This is a genomic window from Vibrio neptunius (assembly GCF_000967495.1).
GTDB lineage: Bacteria > Pseudomonadota > Gammaproteobacteria > Enterobacterales > Vibrionaceae > Vibrio > Vibrio neptunius.
The window spans coordinates 13,571-33,755 of record NZ_JXXU01000082.1 but is presented as its reverse complement, the minus strand read 5'-3'; the positions used below and the strand labels follow the sequence as shown (position 1 = coordinate 33,755).

Here is a 20,185-nt window from a genome sequence, read left to right as displayed (position 1 = left end):
AAAATATGCTCTCTATCGGCAACACCGCCACCGTGAGCATGAAACTGGATGGGCCCAAGATAGGACGCGTTCTGATGCGTACTTATCAGCTCAGGAATGGCATCATTACTGTCAACAATCACCATAGTGTGTGCGTTATCACTGTGTTCAAAGTAAAACCACATGCCGTGTTCGGCTAAAAGACGCTGAACAAAATGGTGGTCACTTTCACGGTATTGGAGCACGTAGTCTTTGTTCTGATAGTGAGCCGTCAGTTCCAAGCGGTAATCGTGCATCCCCGCGCCATCAAAAACATGGCGAATAATATCTGGCGCAGTTTTATTTTGAAAAATCCGACAATCTTGGCGCTGGGTTAAAAACCACAGCTGCGGTACTAGGGTAATCTGATAGCGAGAGTAACGCCGCCCCGTGCCTAAGTAGAAGAGTTGAGAAATACTACCGTGAAAATGACGAGCTGTCGCGGTACCTTGACCGAAGAGACTTAGCACACCGTTTTTTCTACTCAGTGCATCAAAGGTCATCTCCTTACTCTCTGATAACACCGTCAAATTGATTTCAAACCAGGTAGACAGGGCTTCCTGAACACAAAAACTTTCTACTTTGAACCTTTCTACAACATCGGAGACCTCAAAGGTAAACTCAATATCATTCGCCATACAGTTTCACTCTTGTGAAGATAAGTTATCATCTGCAACAAAACTACATGCATCTCAATTGAATAAACTGTATCAAGTTATTTTGCGTCACTCACGACGGCGTTTTAACTGGTATAGGCATGGATAAAACAGCGCACTTTACATAATGGCCTACTGAAAATAACGGTACCCAGCCAAAATATGTCTATTATGTCAGTTAAAAGCACTCATTATGTCTAAAGTGTCATAATTACTTTTTCGAGTCAGTTGGCAAAAACGTTCAGTAGGTATCTTTTATACATGGAGAAAACGCTACATTGTGTCCAACTTTCTGGCTCCGGTGCCATTCGCCAGTGTCTTCCCTGCTCCACGCAATCAATACATTGAGCTAGTGCCAAGGCATGTTCCTCAGATGATGCCAAGAGCCCGATAAGAATAGGCTATGATTCTGTATTGTAATTGGGATGAATTCGATAAACGTGCGGGTAAGTTTAAGTGGGCGATGGCATAAAGATAGCTGGGTACTCAGCGATGATTTGAGAAACCTTGACCACACGACAAACGAGCAACCCCAAGTAGATTCAGAGTTGCTCGTTATTGATCCAATTGTTACTTATGAACCGACGTAGAGAAGTCATTTAAGGTGGACGAGATCCCCTTCGCCATGTCACTCATATCTACCGCAATATGAGAGCTGTCGATGATCTTCTTGTTGGTATTCTGAAGAAGATTAGATAGGTAGTCTTGTGCTTGTTTGAGTTCGTTGATGCTACGAGACTGCTCGTCAATCAGTACGGCAATTTCATTCTGTTGTTCGACGGTTAACGTAATCGAGCTGGAAATTCTATCGATGTTATCTGCCGTTTCACTGCTGCATTGCTTACTGTTTTCCACTTCTTTCTGTAACTGAGCCACAGAATCAACAGAGACTTTCACTCGGTCGGTCAAGTCATTGAGCAAGCTACTAATTTCTCCCGTTGAGTCATTGGTTTTACTCGCCAGCATTCTCACTTCGTCAGCCACAACGGCAAAGCCTCTGCCTTGTTCACCTGCTCGCGCCGCTTCAATCGCCGCATTGAGCGCTAGTAAGTTGGTTTGTTCGGCAATGGTCTGGATAACATCAATAATGCTATACACTTGCTCAGCAACGGAGCTGAGTTCCTGAATGTTTTCAGACACTTTATGCGATTCCGAAGAAGCTAGCTCGACGGCTTTCATGTTGGCGTGAACAGAATCTAAACCACGCTTTGCGCTGGTTTGACTTTGCGCAGCCGATTCTAACGTTTGACCCACCATCCCTGAAACACGGCTAAAGGAATCGACCAAGCCATCAGAAATTTGCGCAATCTCTTCGTACTTGCGTTTTTCATCATCGTAGCTTTCATTGACCTCTTGCGATAGCAACTCTACCCGGCCCGATAAGCTGGAGATATTATCCGCACTAGTTTTAAGCCCTTTAATCACCGAAGACAATGCATGCCTCATCGACTGAATATTCTTCGCCAACAGGCCAAGTTCACTCTTGTTGATCAGCGCATCGATATGGTCTTTATCTTCTAGGTCACCTTTTCTGGTGTCTCGGCTCACTGCTACCAATTGATGAATAGGCTGGGTTAAACTGTGGCCGATAAAGTATGAGAGTACAATAACAACAAGTATACCGACACCTGCTATGACTAAGATATCTTGCTTTAAGCCTTGAGCATTGCCGTCTGCATAGCGGTTATAACTCAGCACCGCTTGGTGCATCGCCCCCAGCGTTTTGTGGTTGGCTAGCATAAACTGATCAACCTGCTCTTCGGTCGGCTTGCCCGTTTGTTGCAGCAAAGAGAAAGCCATGGCTTTTTGCGTATTCCACAACTGCTCTACATTACCAAGCCTACTTTTAAAATCTTGCGCGGTACTTTCAACCAAATTAATTGGGGTTTTCATCGTTAAGTCAGAGAAGGTCTGGCCTCCTCCTTTTAATGCCCTTAGTGAAGTCTCATAAAGTTTAATGGTATTGTCGTAATTGAGCTGAGGATGAGAAGACTTATGCCCCTCATAGATGGAGAGCATGACCTCACTGGCAAACTTCTTGGTCAACATTCGCTGTCGACCTGCGACATTAATGACCGTACCGTCTTGCTTATTCTTTTCTAAAGTCACAATAATATCGGTCGCAATCAAAACGATAGTGACGACAAATACAACGAATATAGCTACCAATCGATTGGTCACAGACCACTGAGACAAAAGTCGCTTCATGTTCGTATCCCTACTCTACTCATAGTTTCCAACTAACCATATGAATCTAGATGACAATATGGGATTCCGCTACCGATCATCAAAAATTCATCGTAAAACGCTAGAGCAACGCAGGGATACAGATTTAGGTCTGCTTATTGGAGGTCTGCTTATCCTTTTCAGTGAGTAAATGGTCAAAAACATGCCTGACAAAAGGCGCCCCAACTTTTGACCCACCGTTACCATGTTCGATGACCACAGTGGTGACATATTCAGGGTGCTGGCAAGGCGCAAAACCGGTAAACAATGCGTGATCGAGGAGGTTGTGTCTCAGCGCTTTGGAGTTATAAACTTCGTCTTTCTTGAGACCAAACACTTGCGCTGTACCAGATTTCCCACCACTGCAATACTCAGTCCCTCTGAACGCTCTGCGGCCTGATCCTCTTGACCCCTCATTGACTAATCGCATCGCATTGAGAGCAATGTCCCATGATTTGTCATCTACTCGCTTCATGTCGTTGAATACTGGCTGATCCACCGCAGTTGCGGACTCAAAACTCTGGCCATGCTCAATCACTGCTTTGAGCAAGTGAGGGGGGGTCACGTTACCATGATTGACCAATACCGATGTGGCTTTTGCTATCTGCAATGGTGTCGCCGTCCAGTAACCCTGACCAATACCGATAGGCACCGTATCGCCTTTGTACCAAGGCTGATGGTGACGTCGCTGTTTCCATTCTCGAGTTGGCATATTGGCTGCGGTTTCTTCAAGAATATCGATGCCTGTCAGTTGACCAAACCCAAACAGCCCCATCCAGTCTGATATACGGTCGATACCCAAATCGTAAGCCATCTGATAGAAGAATGAGTCTACCGATTCTTCTATTGCTACTGTGACGTCGACATCACCATGCCCCCAGCGACGCCAGTCACGCCAAGCTTTAGAATGGCGACTGGAACCTGGAATCTGCCAACGACCATGATCGTTGCGGATCGTCGTTGGGCTAATGACGTGTTCGCTCAGCCCAGCAATAGCCATGAAGGGCTTCACCGTAGAAGCGGGCGGATAGACACCAAGAGTGGCACGGTTAACCAATGGGTGATGGACATCCTCAAGCAATTGACGATAGGCAGGGCCTGAAATTCCATCGACAAACGGGTTAGGATCATAGCTTGGGCTGGAGGCCATCGCCAATATACTGTTGTCTTTCGGGTCGAGTACGACCGCACTGCCCTGCCTGTCTCCCAGTAACTCATAGACATAGTTCTGTAAATCAGCATCGATATTCAGCACAATATCTTTCCCCGCGACAGGAGGAACATATTTGATGGTGCGAATCACTCGCCCACGGCTGTTGACTTCGACTTCTTCGTAACCTTGCTTGCCATGGAGCATTTTTTCGTAGTAGCGTTCGATACCCAGCTTGCCAATGTTCTTTGTCGCCCGATAGTTAGATAGTTCGTCTCGACGCTTGAGACGTTCAATATCGCGATCATTGATGTGAGAAACATAACCAACAACGTGTGTGAGTGACTCACCGTAAGGATAGAAACGCTTCATTTCCGCGTTGATCATGAAGCCCGGAAATTCATGTTGATGAGCAGAAAAACGCGCCACTTCTCGTTCAGATAACTGCCCTTTTATCGTCATCGCCTTAAAGCGTCCGCGATAGAGATGCTTTAGCTTGTGTAACTGCTCCGGTGATAAGTCGACATATTTTTGCAGATTAACAATCGATTGTTCGAGGTTGACCGCTTTATCGGGAAACACATCCAGCACATAAATAGGAATGTTTTTGGCAATCAGATGACCATTACGGTCGTAAATCAGGCCCCGAGCAGGCGAAATAGGCAGAACCTGAATTCGGTTATCATTGGCCCGAGTTTGGTAGTAGCTAAAATCTTTGACCTCAAGATGGTAAAGATTTGCCACCAGCACCCCCAATAAGGTGATCATCGCAATAAACGCAACGACCGCACGGCGTTGGAACAGCTTCACTTCCCACTCATGATTGCGCATGGGGGTACGTTGTTGGTTGAACTTCATAATAAAGGGACAAATTGACGGTGGTTTTATCGTTCAAACCCTGTCAATTTATTTACACTTGGCTACATTGGGGCCTACTTTAACAACAACGGGTAAACCTTGTGTACGAAGAGTGTCAACAACTGCGTTAGCTCCCCTATCACCAGCATTCCGTATCTCTGCTTCTCATTACGGGTTCATCGAAACCGTTCGCTCTTGATAAAGATAGATATTGAAGGTAATACGGCCTTGGAAAGACTCTAATTACTTGCGGGGTAAAGGTTTAAATTTGGAATGACATGATTGAGTGGTTTTTACCACCTGCTTACGTTGAAGCCAGAAAAAAGCCGCCTTTATTCAGGCGGCTTTGATGTTAATGGAAGATGAAAATTACACCGTTATACCCTTCTTATGGACAACGTCCGCCCACGCCGTGCTAATCGCCACGCGAGATTTGCTGTCTAGGTTATCGATGAATCCATTGTCTCCTGCCTGAGGGTCAAAGCCACTCATTGCTTGCACTAGAGCATCAATCGAACTTTCAGATAACGTTGTGTACTCACGTTCACCGTTTGCGTCTTTCTCACCCATTGCGATAATCATCTGCGCACGCTTACCGTCGAAGTAATCATTGAACGTTACCGAACCAATATGCTCAAACTTCGCTTGGTCAGTCTCGCTGACTGGGTCACGCAGAATGGACAATTTCAGATCGTACCCGCTACGTTCGAACCACAGTTTCTGCCAATCGATGCCATTGAAGACAATGTTATCTTCGCTGCTAATATCTTCAACAAGGTTGTCGATGACATCACCGCTCACCACAAAGCTGTCCACATCCGTGCCACCTTTGAAGGTGTTTTGATAACCACCCAACACCATCAGGTCACGGCCTTCTCCACCGTTGAACTGACTGAACTTAGAGATGGCAGCAGCGATGAGGTGATCCTCGTCCTCACCACCATTCAGCACGGCATGGTAGCCCATTAGCTTCACCACATCGTTACCCGCGCTTGCATTGATACGGTTATAGTTACCGAAGACATTAGCAAAGTCATTGCCCGCGCCTAGTTCTACTTGGTTGTTGTTACCAATCGTTACCGAGTAGTCTTGACCGTCTCCCGTATCCACACGGTTGAAGTTGCCAGACGTCACCACATAGTCTCGGCCTAAGCCAGTGTCAATTTCACCGCCCTCACCAAAGACAAACGACTGGTCATCACCGGCGCCAAGGAAGACATGGTTAATGCGTCCAGCAACAACTGCAGTGTCGTTACCATCACCACCAAACATCATGTTTTCACGTCCCATCAGAACGCCCATATCGCTGCCTTCGCCACCAGTGAAGATGTTTGACGTGCCTGTGGCGTAGAATACGTCATCGCCACGTCCTCCCCAGAAGTTGTTATTGTCTCCTAGATACGCACCAAGATCTTTACCATCACCACCCCAATTGAAGTTGTAGTTTCCTAGGGAGAGGTTGATATCGCCATCACCTTGGAGGTGGCCACTGTTGCGAAGGAAATCAAACGTTTTTTCCTTCATGTTCAGTAGATCAGCGGTGAGGTTCTCTTTGAGATTTTCCACCAGCGATTTCATCTCTTTCTGCTTGTCTTGACTGAAGATAGTAGCGAACAAATTTGGCAGGTTAAGCGAGTTAAAGCCAAAAGCACGATCTTGCGTTTCTGCTGTTTCGGTATTGCCATCAGAATCACTCGCTCCTTGACTGTTATTCACACTCGTACCATTGACAGAAACCGAAGACTTACTTTCTTCCTCTTCTGGTGCCTTGTCTCTCAGTCCATGAGTTTCAGCAAAAGACTGAATGCCATCTGCCCCCATGTCGATACCCGACTTCAAGCCATCCAACAACTTAGCAGGGTCAACAAAGGACTGCAGTTGATCACCACTGAACTCACCAATGACCTCCAACATCTCTGTTAGGATCGCCACACCATCGACGGCTTCACCATTGCGCGAAACAATTTGGCCCGAAGTGGTGTAATCCACACCAAAAATATCCGCCAGCGTGGTCTCAGCACCGACTCCAGCTATCTGACCTAGCAGCTTATTCTTTAGCTGACGAGGCAAATCTTCTGGCGTATAGGTGAAGGTGGTTTTTGCCTGACCTGTGGCAGAGAACTGCTGTGTCATGAGGCCAAACAGTGAACCTAGGTTGGTATCCAAAATTGACTGGATGTTGTCACCAAACATAAAGTTCCAGTTGCCTGTCGTCACTTGGATATCCGCACCCTGACCACCCACGGCGAAGTTAAACGCCAGCTTTTCATTGGCTTGACGAAGCTTATCTGCACGGCTGAGTTTGCCGGCACTAGAGTCGCTATTGCCACTTAACCATTGGTTATACTGCTTGTTTAACGCCGCTTCCGTATCGTGTTTCAGGCCACGACTACTGCGCTCATTGTGCGAATCCAGTTCAACCAAACTGGTGTAATCAACGCTGCTACTCTGATCCAAGCCAGACATATCTTTGACGAACTTCTTCGCCCCCGACAATGTCCATTGCTGCTCTTGAGCAGCAAGCCAATCTTGGTCCTCACCCGAGGTAGCAATGCTCTGTAGCACACCCGAAATACGAGCGGCACCGTCGAACGGATTCACCAATGGTGGAGTCGGAATAGACTTGTCCATCATCACAAGCAGATCATTACTCTGACCTAAGTTGAAGCTCACATTGCGATTACCGATGAACATTTGTGCACCTTCTAGTGCCTGATAGCCACCCATATCGACGCTGTGTTTGCTTTCACCATTACCAATGTGAACCATGACGTTATTGTCACCAAAGGCCAGCGACTTAAAGCCACCGCTGCCGACTTTAATGCCCACATTGGATGTGCCCCAGTTTACAGCTGTAAACTCACCATCACCCACGTTGACTTGAATGTTGCCGGAGTAGCTGAGTTTATTGTTTGCAGCGGAAGATGAGGTTTCCGTTGCCACTTTGCGTTTTTCTGGCGCATCAAACACATCATTGTTGTCACCAATCGCACCACGTGCAATCTCACCGACGTCGCTGACACCAATACGAGATAGGTCGATATCGCCTTCGGCAATGCCATTGCGAATACGTTCTTCCTTGGCAATCACTTCGCCTTGCTCATTCCAGCTTAGCGACACTTTATTGGTTTCGGCTTTTTGAATCCAATCGCCATTTTCGTCCTTAGTATGCTTGCGACCCGTCGCATCAACTGCCAATTCTGAACTGCGTGCAGACACATCAACGCGAAGACCATTGACATCCATCGCATTGATAAACTGATGACCAAAGCCTTTTTGTTTGTCATCACTCACCAATGAACAACCAACAATACTAATATGATCAGGCGTGTTGTTGATGTTTTCCGCTTGGCTAAACGACTGCTGGAAATTGGCTAATTTCTCTGCCAGATCTTCGGCGCTGTAACCACTCAAATGTGTGTTGTTGCTGCCTGAATCATCACGACCATGACCCACCAACTGCCAACGTAGCTTTCCATCCAGTGTTACCGGGTCGCCATACACAATACGGTAGTTGCCGTCTGAATCCAGCTGCACTACTACACTGCTTTCAGGGTGCTTACCCGCGAGGTTAGCGGCGGCATTTGCAACAACAGAGTCGTTCTCCATTTGGACGATGATTTGACCGTCAAAACGGGTTTCACCACCGTCCGCTGTTGGAGTCACGGCAACACGTTCCCAGTCATTGACATTTTGGTTGTGAATAGTTGTATTTACGCCACTCAGGCTGTCCTTAAACGTGATCTTCGGTTTGTTGGCCACATCATCGTAGACAACACGCAAAGTCATATCGTCTTGTTCAACCCTGAACTGGTTCGAGTCACTGACTCTTAGCGCAGGAAGGTCAAGGCGGTGCGTGATACCTGGAACGAACCCTTCAATCCCTTTGTGCGACTGCAAGTGCGCTTTGCCATAGATGGCAACAAACTTTTCGTCATCAGGCAGGCTTTGTAGTACTTCCACCGCAATGTTGTTTGCTGCACCAGCACGGTACATTAGACCATGTTCAGTTCCCTGAACGTTTGGACGCGCGGTGCTATTGGCATCCAGCGCCACAATATGCATACCGTTCGCACGTGCGTTTTCAAACAAAGTAGCATCGAGATGCTTGGTTTTAAGCATTGCACTTAATTCACTCGACATTACGCCTGTAGCTAAGTAGCGATCAATTAGTGGCTGCGCGAGGTCTGAGCGCAAATGCTCAAGGCCAATCACGGTGACACCCTGCTTTTTCAGCGCATCCATCTGTTGATTAACAAAGCGCAAGCCATTGACATCACTGCCATGCACTTCACCAATCAAGAGGCCTTTACGGTCATTGAGAAGAACCGAAAGCTGCTCGTCAACACCCGCGGCACCAGCAAGTTTAGTCGTCAACTGATCATAAGCTGCACCAGAGTAATGACGATCCCAAGCATCAACGTCCGCCTCATGGCTACTACGGTAGATCCCTTCAATTTGATCCATACGGTCAGAATCAAGTTGCGATAGGTAGCTATTATCAGCGAACTTCTTCAGCAATATCATTTCAGCTGAATCACCGGAAATCGGATCCGCTTTCTTCGCAGCTTCTTTCAAGAAGTAGAATGCCATTTGCACCGATTCTACACCCGTCAAATCCTGAAGCTCTTGATAGCTATAGCCAAGATGAACCGTTTTAGTGGATTCATCCAACACAGCTTTACTCAACAACCCGTTAGACTGAGACGTTTCTAGCCACTGTTTGAAGTCAGTGTAATGATCACCGAGATCTACGTGGTATTTGGCATCAAAGCCGAGGTCATTTGGTGTTTCGCCTTTGTAGCCTTGCTTCGGTGCCAAGTATGGGTCTTCATTGGCCCAACGAACCATCATATCCGTCAAACCTAGATGTTCACCGTTGGCCTCTTCAATCGCGACCATAAAGATACGCGCTGCAAGCTCTGGTCTTGTTTGTGCGATTGCGTCAATACCCGCTTGGGCAACTTGCATCTTACCGATAAACAAGGCACTGGTGATCTGCTCTTTCAACTGCGTTAGCGCTTGATTACGCCCCGACGTTGGGTGTTCAGCTATGTAGGCATTGACCTTCTTATTCAGCTCAAAGCTCGCGACGATTTGATCACGGCTTACCGTCTGATGAACAAGATCAAGTTGATCGAGAATACCTTGATAGGATGCGCCAATCGGCTTAGCGAAGACGTTTGCTCTCTCTTTGAGTTCTTGCCTAGTAAAGATCTGCGATACATCGACCGCTACTTTGGCCTTGTTACCTGACACATCATCTGGATTACCAAGCGCCACCAGTGTCTCATCCTGAGCGTCGAGACGATCGCCCGATAACTTTTTAAGTAATTGCTCTCTCTTGTTTAGATATTCATGAGACAGTTTACGCTTGGTCGTAAATAAGGGCTCATCTAAGCCATGATTCCACTTATCATTAAATGAAGCGCGAAAACTTGCATTGATCGTCACCTGCTGGAAATCAGAAAACTCCTGTGGATTTCGGATTACCACTGCACCCTGTTCATTGACATTGAAATAGGTTTGGATCGAGCCCTTGCCTTCCCCTAAGCCATCTTCGGCGAAAAAGCTTTTCGGAACGAAGAAAGTAGCAGGGAAGTTATCCGCCATAACGGCATAAGGATTTGCGTCATCTGCACCGTGATGAACCATCTCGAGACCATTAGTTCGACCTAAATCAACATTAATCCGATCCTTAAGCTCTTTTAAGCGGCCGCTCAAATTACCAAGGCTTGCTCCATCTTTCTTGTTGTAGAGATCTTGATTGCTATAGAGCTCTTTGTATTTAGGCGTTAAGTCTTCATACGTAACAGAGTCTTTCCACTGCTGCCATGTTAATGGCTGTTTTATCTTATCCTGTGGACCGAGGTCTCCATAGGAATACATCACAGTAAGCAAATCATAATCTGCCGTCATTGGCTGCTTTGAGACCGGATCACCAATGACTTTAAACGGCGCCAATTCCCCATTTGTGATGTAATGAACCTGCCATAGCTCATTGCCGTCTACCGTCACCTTATTTAGGAAGAAAGGAACGCTTTGGTCACCATTGGTCGCCGTTGTTTTATACATACCGCTCTGGTCATCCAGCTCCAGAGGGGTGAGTGAGTGATATTTGGAGACCAGCTCTTCTACCCTAACTTGATTGAGGTACAAGTCGGCACTTACCGCATTACCAGATTGAATAGATTGCTCTGCATGACGGTTAAACGTTTCAAGATCTCTTCTTGCTGATGCTTTTGCAAATGATTGATCTACTGGGATAAAGCCTGACATTGGTCCCCAATCAGAACTTTTGGCTTTAACGAAGAGACCTTTACTGCTGTACATCTTAGATGCAATCAGAGATTTAGATTTCTCATCAACAGGACGCACACCAATAATCACATTTTCACGTTCTGCAATATCTGCTAGTACTGTTTGATCCGCCTCTGGCATGCCAAGCTCAACCTTTTCAGGCTGCGAAATTGGTTTTAGGATAAGATCTCGGGACTCGTAGTTCTTGCCGTGTGATTCTTGGTTTAACTTTGCTTCATTGTGTTTGATGTGTTGTGTATCAAACAAATCAGACACAATTTTTCCCGTATATTGGCTCATTAAACGATTGCTTGCTTCATGGCCATAGAAGGTTTGTTCGCCCGACACCTGGTAGCCAGAAACGGCCAGTTTGGCACGCAGTTTCTCGCCTTCTTCACCCAAGCCTTCGTTGTCCGTGAGTAGCAGAATTGGTGTCTCTTGAGGCAAACCTTTTAGGTTCTTCTCCACCGAGAATTGGCCGTTAACTGCTTTCGCAATCGTACCCACAATACCAGCAGGGTTCGCCACTTCATGAGCGGTGATGGCTTTGGTCATACTTGGCATAGGTCGATCAAGCAATAAGCCCGACACCGCTTGGCCATTTTTCGCAGCATAACGTGCTAAATCAGCGGCAATTGGACCGCCCATTGAGTAGCCGTGCAGGATGATGTTACTTGGGTCAATACCCTTGTCATTCACTAGGTAGTTGAACATGGTGCGAGCGTCTTGGTACAAGCCTTTTTCGCTTGGCCCGCCATCGCTTTCACCATAGCCACGCAGGTTGACTGCAAGCATGTCGATACCTTGTTTCTGGTAGTGGCTGCGAATCGCACTCGCTTGCTCTTCAGCAGACGAACCAGAACCATGCAGGAACAACACGACTTTGCCGCTTGTCGTGCTCGTTTCACTGTCGCTTGAGGCCGTTCCCTGATGGTAATACCCCGTTAGACGACCCGCCTCCCCTTTCAGGGTGACTTTCTGCGACTCACCCTTTTCTACCGCATGATCAAGTAGGGTTTGCGTGATGTCGCCAATCTTACGACGCGCATCTCTCCCACCGTATAACTCATTGTTGAGGAATCGAGTCAGCGGGCTAAGAGATACTTTATCGCGCGGCGGCGTACCATCATTTTCAATCGCCACCTTGTCTTTGTGCTTCTCACTGCCTGACAAGGCATCAAGGTCATCATTGACTTGATGACTTTGCTTCTTCGCGGAAATCTCAAGCTGAGCTTCCTGCAGTGCCTGACCAAAGTTGAAAAGCTCTGTCGGCGTCCAAACACCAAACTTAGGTCGCCATGTGTGACCGATAAGTTTGTCAGCCCCACCCGCTTTTAACACTTTTGCGACTGTACTTGAGCAGTTTTTGGTCAACAACTGATAGCGAGCATCTGGATCGTGACTTAAACGATTCCACTCTGCTTGCATCGCCGCCACATCCAAGCCTTCTAGGTTGATGCGGAACACTCGACCTTCATCAGCTTCGCTAGCTTTAAAGGCTTCGATTTCTTCCAGCGCTCTCTCAGCAAATAGACGAACCACGTTGTCGATGCGTTTTGCCACAAGGGCTGGATCGCCACTTGCTTGAGCTTGTTTCTGTAGCTCTTGAGCAAAACGGTTTGCTACGTCCATCATGTCGTAGCTGGTGTCATTCCATTGATCGACGAATGGCTGGAAAACATGCGCTGGAATGCCTGTCGATACAAGCATATCCGGATTGCCCAGTAGCACACTCGCATAACCTTCAGAGGCATCTTTGTAGGCTGCGTCAATACCTTTCGCGGCGTTGAGCTTTTCGATAAAGCGTTTCAGCTTAGTTTCGCCATCGTTCAAGCCAAAGCCATCGTTTTCTTCCGATGCCATATCATGCTCAAGCGTATCATTTTGATGCGCCGGTTGACTGAAGTCGCTCCAGCGTAGTTTGAGATCTGGCTGATATTCTGTCGCCACGTTGAAGATATTGCGGATATTGGATGACTTGCTACCGAGTGGCCACCAACTGACGTAATTTTGTTTGTTGAAGTCGGCCGCGGCTTGAGCGTCGATCTGCGTGCGCCCTTGGCCAATTTGCAATGCGGCGTGACCCAACGCGCTGTGATCACTCGGCTTCCAAATGTACATGGTTGCGCTCACTGGTGACATATGCTGTTCAAGCGCTTGGTGTACTCTGTTTAACCCAGTGATATCAATGCCTTTGCCATCTTTGGCAAGTTCATTGGCAGAAAGCCCAGCGAAGATCGAATCGGCGATGGCTTGACCATATTCATGACTTACGGATGCTTTTACTTTTTCAAGTACAGCATCGCTACCACCTAGCTGATCGATCTTGGCAAGATTGCCTTTACCCTTAGTGACGAAATCGCCATTTCCATCCAGATACAGATGTTTACTCTGTTTTAAGTTGGCATTGTCAAGCTGATCATATAGACGGCTAAAACTATCGTGCGCTTTGATGCTTTGTTCAGAGACCGCCAGAACAGAGACTTCTTCTAAACGTGAATTAACCTGATTTAACAGTGAGTTCATCGCTTCAAGACGACCAGAATCTGGATGGCCCAGAGCATAACCTTCAATCTTTTTACGTAAGTTGACCAGCTGCTCCACTGACTCAAGTTCATAGTCTGCGTGTTCAGCTGTACTCGCATGATACTCAGCCAAAGCATCGATCACTTGTTGGTAGCTTTCACCACGCACTTTGCCGCTTACATGAGCAGCATCAAGTAGTTCAGTTACCGACATCAACTCTGAGTTGGTGTTGTACGTCCAAGCACCGTCTTCTTTCTGAGCCAAAATTCGCGTGCGGCCATCGTGATGCGAGAGCACCTTGTTGTCCACTAAGAAGAGCTCATCTGGCATCTGCTCGAAATTGTCGAAGTTTGCTAGAATGAAGCGCTCCATGGCTTTTTGTTGAGCGGCATCTTCAGGATTATCCAGAAGGATGGTCTTGCTCTTATCATCGGAACCCGGCCATGAGCGGACTTCGAAACCTTCATCGCCTTCTTGCACCAAGAGATTACGCTCGGTACGAAGTGAGTAAAAGGGCAGAGATTCACGCAACATAGTATTGACTGCCGTTCCGACCTCAGCTCCATCATGCGAAGCTTCACCAAGCCCTACTAAATTCACCCCAGAAATGCGAACCTCTTTTCGAACCACATCCTGAGACACCGTAGTGTCTACCACAATGCTGTCAGCGTTCGCTTCAGTGAACATTGAGGTGATGGTGCTACCACTGTTCTTACTGCGAATACCTGCGTTAATTTGCAGACGATTAACGGCGTTTGTCGCCCCTTCCAGCGCTTCCAGCTCTTGCTCGGTCAAGCCATCACTGAATCGACCATCAGCGTTTGTTTGACTATCGGTGTTAACATGACTGCCCGTTTCACCAGCCCCTTCCACGCGATGAGCGTTACCCGAAAGGCCGCTGCCAGCCACGCCTTGGCGGTCTGGACGATCGGCTTCGTTTTGCTTCGCCCCTTGCGCATCATTCTGTGCTTGGTTGGCTTTATTTTCGGCATTCATTGCATCGCGATCACCACGCGATTGTGCGTCGTTTGCAGCGCTGTGTGCGTCAGATTCGGCCTGTTTCGCGTCGTGGCTTTTCGCCACAGCATCGGCTTTGCGTGTTTCTGCATCGGCTTTAGCTTCGGCGATGTCTTGCTCTGCACCTGCTCGATTTTGCTCACCTTTGGCGACACCCGCTTCAGACTTGGCAATAGAATCTTTAACTTTGCTGTTATTGTCAGATTGCGTCTGCTTCGCCGCCGCCATCTTGTCACTAGCTAGCTGCTTGGCATCGTCAATCTGGCTTTGAACGCCATCGAGCAAACCGCCGGCAAAATCGTTGCGCCATTGTTCGCCTGACTTGCCAGTATGCGTGGCTTGGCCATCAAGCACATCGAGACCTTGCGCCAATGTTGTCAACTCAGCGGTCACGGCTTCCGATTCTTCTTTTACTGCATCACGTTGAGCCTGACCGTTATTTTCTATGGCTTGTTGGTCGGTCGACTCCAATTGACTTTGTGAACCCGCGACAGCATCAAGCTGTTTCTGCTTTTCTTGTTCAAGGCGCTGACGATCTGCTTCTGCGCGCTCTTTGTCTGATAGGGCATTCTGCGACGCTTGATTTTGTGTCGCGTGCCCACTCACTGCGTTGGCTTGTGGCGAAGATTCCGATTTCGCCACGACATTATCTAAGATATAGCCCAGCCCATCATTGTGGCCTGTGCCTTTGAATTCGATTCGGTTACTGCCAGCATGTGCGGTCAGTTTTAAGGTTTTTTGCTGCCAAGCAGAGGCATCACCAGACGATGAGAAGACGACTTCACCGTTCCAAAGCACTTCAATGCCTTCGTTATTCGATAGACCTGCACGTTTTGCAAAATCAAAGCTCACGGCAATGACTTCACCGTCTGTAAGATCGGTCAAATCTTGATAAAGACTGGTATTGGTGTGGGTATCCAGCTCAGTGACGCGTGTGCCATGGCCTTCTCCATTCACGCCATACACGCTACCCGAGTAAGACGCTTCAACACCGTGTGTCGATTGCCAACCACGATCACCTTGTTCAAAATCACCATTCACAATCAGATTCGGAGCGTTATCAGAAGCGCCGTCAATGTTGAGATCATTGTCCATCTCGTTGAGATCTGGGGTATCCACCTCAGTGACACTGCCTGTTAGGCTATCACCCAAGTCCGAGCCCACTTCTTCAATGGCATCCATTTGGAAACCATCCAGCTTGGTGATTTCAGGTGTTGCAATTGCACCACGGCCTTTTTGCGTACCAGATGACGAAGCTTCATCACCGTGAACCAAATAGTTAATAGCCTGGCTGCCACCGACACCCAATAGTGTTTGTTTGATGTTATCAAACAGTGCCGAAAGCTTGTTGCTGCTGGTGTTGCTCGATGCAACCGCTAAGCTGTAAAAATCGCCGTTACCGACTTTAATTGCAACGTTGTTTCGTGCGTAAGAGGCATTGATGTTGAGACCGTCACCGATGTGAATATTAGCGTTGGCTTTGCCTTTCATTACGGCAACATTCAGGCCATCCCCCACTTTCGTGTTGATGTTGTATTTGCCCCAAGCCACGTTAACAGAAACACCATTGCCCACCTTGGTGTTGATGTTGGCGTCACCGTAGGCAGCCGTCACACTCAAACCATCACCGACCGTGGTGGTGATATTGGCTTTGCCTTTCGCAGCAGTCACCTGCATACCATCACCCACTTTGGTCACGACGTTGCCTTTGCTCCAAAGGGCGTTGAAGCTATCACCATCGCCCACTTGGGTAACAATGTTGGCCTCACCCTTTGCCAGTACCACGTTGCGGCCATCGCCCACTTTAGTAATGACGTTTGCTTTACCCCAAGCTCCGGTGTAGTCGTCGCCATTGCCCACATGAGTAATGATGTTGGCTTTACCTTGCACCACGGAGACTTCTTGGCCATCCCCCACTTTGGTGATGATGTTGGCTTCACCTTTGGCAAAGTTGTAGCGATCACCGTCGCCCACTTGGGTAAACACGTTAGCTTGCCCCCAAGCGACATTGATGCCCAACCCATCGCCGACCTTGGTCACGATATTGGCCTTGCCTTTGGCAATACCTATGGTCGTGCCATCTCCGACATGGGTCATCACGTTGCCGATATCAGATATCAACAAACCCACTGTGGTGCCTTCGCCTACTTTGGTGAGGATATTACCTTTACCAGCCAATACCGCTGCGGTTGTTGCATCACCAACATGAGTCACGACGTTCGCTTTTGCTGCTGCCACCACGCCCATGAAATCATCACCCACTTTGGTGACAATATTGGCTTCGCCCAGTGCTAACACGCCTGTGAGACCATCGCCAACATGCGTCATGATGTTGGCTTTGCCAAACATCGCCGCCAAGGTTGTACCGTTACCGACTTTCGTCATCACGTTCATTTCACCGGCGAACAACCCTAAACTGGTTCCATCGCCGACATGGGTGTAGATGTTCGCTTTACCGATCATCAGCGCCGCTGTCAGATCATTACCGACTTTGGTCATGACGTTGGCTTGACCAATCATCGCAGCAAACGTACTGCCATTGCCGATGTGAGTAAAGATATTGGCGTTTCCAACCATTGCAGCGAGTGTGGTGCCGTTGCCCACTTTGGTCGCAACGTTGCCTTTGGCAAGCATCAGCGCCACTGACATGCCATCACCAATGTGCGTGAAGACGTTAGCTTCTGCCACCATTAACGCCAACGCATCACCGTTGCCTACTTTGGTAAAGACGTTACCTAGGCCACCCATCAGTGCCCAAGCATTCCCCTCGCCCACATGGGTGAAAATGTTGCCCGCACCAATCATAGCCGCAATAGACGTTCCATCGCCCACTTTGGTGAAAATGTTGCCTGCTGCCCCCATCACACCAAGAGTTTGACCATCACCAACGTGTGTCAGAACGTTGCCAACCCCAAGCATAATACCTGTCGTGTCGCCATTACCCACCTTGGTGAGGATGTTCGCACCACCCACCATCACACCGGTTGTTGAACCATCACCGACATGAGTCAGCACGTTTGCGCCACCACCCATCACAGCAAGGGCATCCCCTTTACCTTTTTTGGTCAGAATGTTGGCACCGCCTAGGGCTACCGCGGTGGTGTTTGAGGCTTGTTCATCCCCACTAATGTGAGTCATCACGTTCGCACCGCCCAACATGCCTGCGGTGAGTTCACCGTCACCCACTTTGGTTAGTACGTTCGCCCCACCCGCAAGCACGGATGTTACCTCACCGTTACCGACTTGCGTCATTACATTGAAGCCGCCCGCCGCTAACCACAAACCGTGGCCAGAACCGATTTGGGTATGGGTATTGTAACCACCCAGCATCGCGACTCGACTGTTGCCATTGCCTTTGTGCACAGAGATATTGCCGTACGCCAGCAAATGCGCAAGGTATTGACCATCGCCGATACGAACCAATACGTTGACCGCACCACCTGCATAAACATCCATCTTGCCTTGCTTGCTTTGATGTACCAATACGTTCGCCAATCCCGCACCTCGGAAGGTGAGATCCCCTTCCTCGCCACTTTTGACGATCACGTTTGCCGCACCACCACCGTTGAATTCGGTATTGCCGAACTGCGAACTGTGTAAGATGACGTTAGCAATACCACCACCATTAAAGTAAACATTGCCGCGCGTCACATTGGACTTGATGACGTTACCGCCACCCGCACCATTGAAATGCACATCACCAGAGCTTTCACCGCTATCGGTCGCTGGCCTAAACAAGGTTTGATCGGTGTACTCGTCGATATCTGCAACAGTTTCACTCATGCTTCTTATCGCGTTAACGCTGTAATTCAGAGCACTGAGTGAATAACCGCCTTTACCCATTGAGTGGTATCCGTTTGCAGACGAAATATCTTCGTTCGCTAAGTTTGCGGTATGATCACCTTCTTTGTACCAAGAGCGGGCTTGATACTTAAGCACACCTGTCTCGGCGTCGTTGGCAAGTTCAACCACCACAATTTTGGTATAAGGCCCAAGGACTTTCGCATAAACGTAAGTATTGGGTTGTCGATTTGACTTCACGGCTTGAACATCGACGGTGGTGCCATCGGTCGAAATGGCGTGACCGCCCATTTTCGCATCTGATAAGACCACGTTTTGCGCATCAATCAGTGCACCATTGGCGTAGGTTATCCACTCATACTCAGTAATGTCTTGCTCAACCGCATGAACCGTCACCGATTGTTGGTGTTGAAGTTCTATACTGGAAAGCGTGTAACCACCGTTGATTGGATTAACTTCAAAATCACCAGCAGAAGACACATCGGCACGAGCCAACTCTGCTAAATGATTGCCACGCTTAAACCAAGCTTCAGAGTAGTATTTGAGTTGACCCGTTTCTGAATCGTTGTAGAGACGAACTTTGTTAATTTTGGTGTAGACACCATCTGCGATAGCAAAAAGATAAGTATTTGGCTCTCGCTCTGATTTTACAGCGGTCACTGCATGGAACTTGTTGCCATTATCAATCGATAAACCATGCATTTGCGCCGTAGTAAGAACGATGTCTTCCGCTTTGGCATATTCCATACCTTGAGCATCAAAGCTACTGCTACTGCCTTTACGTGTAATGGTGTTGTAAGCGCCTCCACCGGAGAAACGGATATCACCATGGGCAACATCGGAATAAAGACTGTTGTAGCCACCGACACCTTCAAAGCGAATGTTACCGTGTGTTTGTTGATAGACATCTTCCGCTTGGCGTGTACGCTCAATGCGGTTTGATGCGCCCGCACCTTGCAAAGTAATGTCACCTACTTTGCCTTTACGGACTAAATGGTTATCAGCCCCTGCACCACGGAAAGTGATGTTTCCGGTTTCAACGCGAGAACTAATGCTGTTTGCAGCGCCAGCGCCATCAAAGGACACATCCCCTCGAGAACCCTGATATTGGTTAAACCAAGTACGGTCCAATTTATTGCCCGCCCCTGCACCAGCAAAAGAGAGGTTACCTTGGTTGGTTTCATGCCAAAGGCTATTGTAGCCACCAGCGCCTTTAAAGGTGACGTTGCCGCTCAGGCCTTTACGTGTAATGCCATTATAAGCCGCGGCACCGCCATAACTGACATCACCGTGATGACCCAAATGGTCAATCGATACACCGCCAGCAGCTCCAGCGAATGAAACATTACCATCGCCACTTTTGTTGATATCTGCATATCCTGCAGCGCCTTTTACAGAAAGGTGCCCAGTGGAGTCCTCCACTCTTAGATATGCCGAACCGCCTACGACTGTATCGTTGCCGCTGCCGGTATGAACCGTTGCACCAATCGATCCGACGGTGACGTGATCATCACCACCGTAGGCATGGATTTCTCCACCAAACCCAATAGCAACAATATCGTTGTTACCATTATCGGCGGAATAGTTCCCTGTGAAGAAGTATTCAACACTTCTCCAAAATGGTTTTCCCATA

At 48.1% G+C, this 20,185-nt stretch carries 4 protein-coding genes; all 4 read right to left on the bottom strand.

Features of this window, described 5'->3' with window-relative positions:
* Positions 1-656 (bottom strand): type VI secretion system tip protein TssI/VgrG (tssI, locus tag TW84_RS21630; protein ID WP_045977685.1); only part of this gene is annotated, 656 nt, incomplete at its 3' end.
* Positions 657-1,244: 588 nt separating this feature from the next.
* The gene (locus TW84_RS21625; protein WP_045977684.1) at positions 1,245-2,882 is read right to left on the bottom strand and encodes a methyl-accepting chemotaxis protein; all 1,638 of its coding nucleotides are present in this window, start codon (positions 2,880-2,882) and stop codon (positions 1,245-1,247) included.
* 124 nt (positions 2,883-3,006) lie between these two features.
* Complete coding sequence (mrdA, locus tag TW84_RS21620; RefSeq protein WP_045977683.1) at positions 3,007-4,908, bottom strand: penicillin-binding protein 2; 1,902 nt, start codon at positions 4,906-4,908, stop codon at positions 3,007-3,009.
* A gap of 369 nt (positions 4,909-5,277) precedes the next feature.
* Positions 5,278-20,184: an MARTX multifunctional-autoprocessing repeats-in-toxin holotoxin RtxA gene (rtxA, locus tag TW84_RS24220; RefSeq protein WP_084720279.1), complete on the bottom strand. Its 14,907-nt coding sequence runs from the start codon at positions 20,182-20,184 to the stop codon at positions 5,278-5,280.
* Position 20,185: the final 1 nt, after the last annotated feature.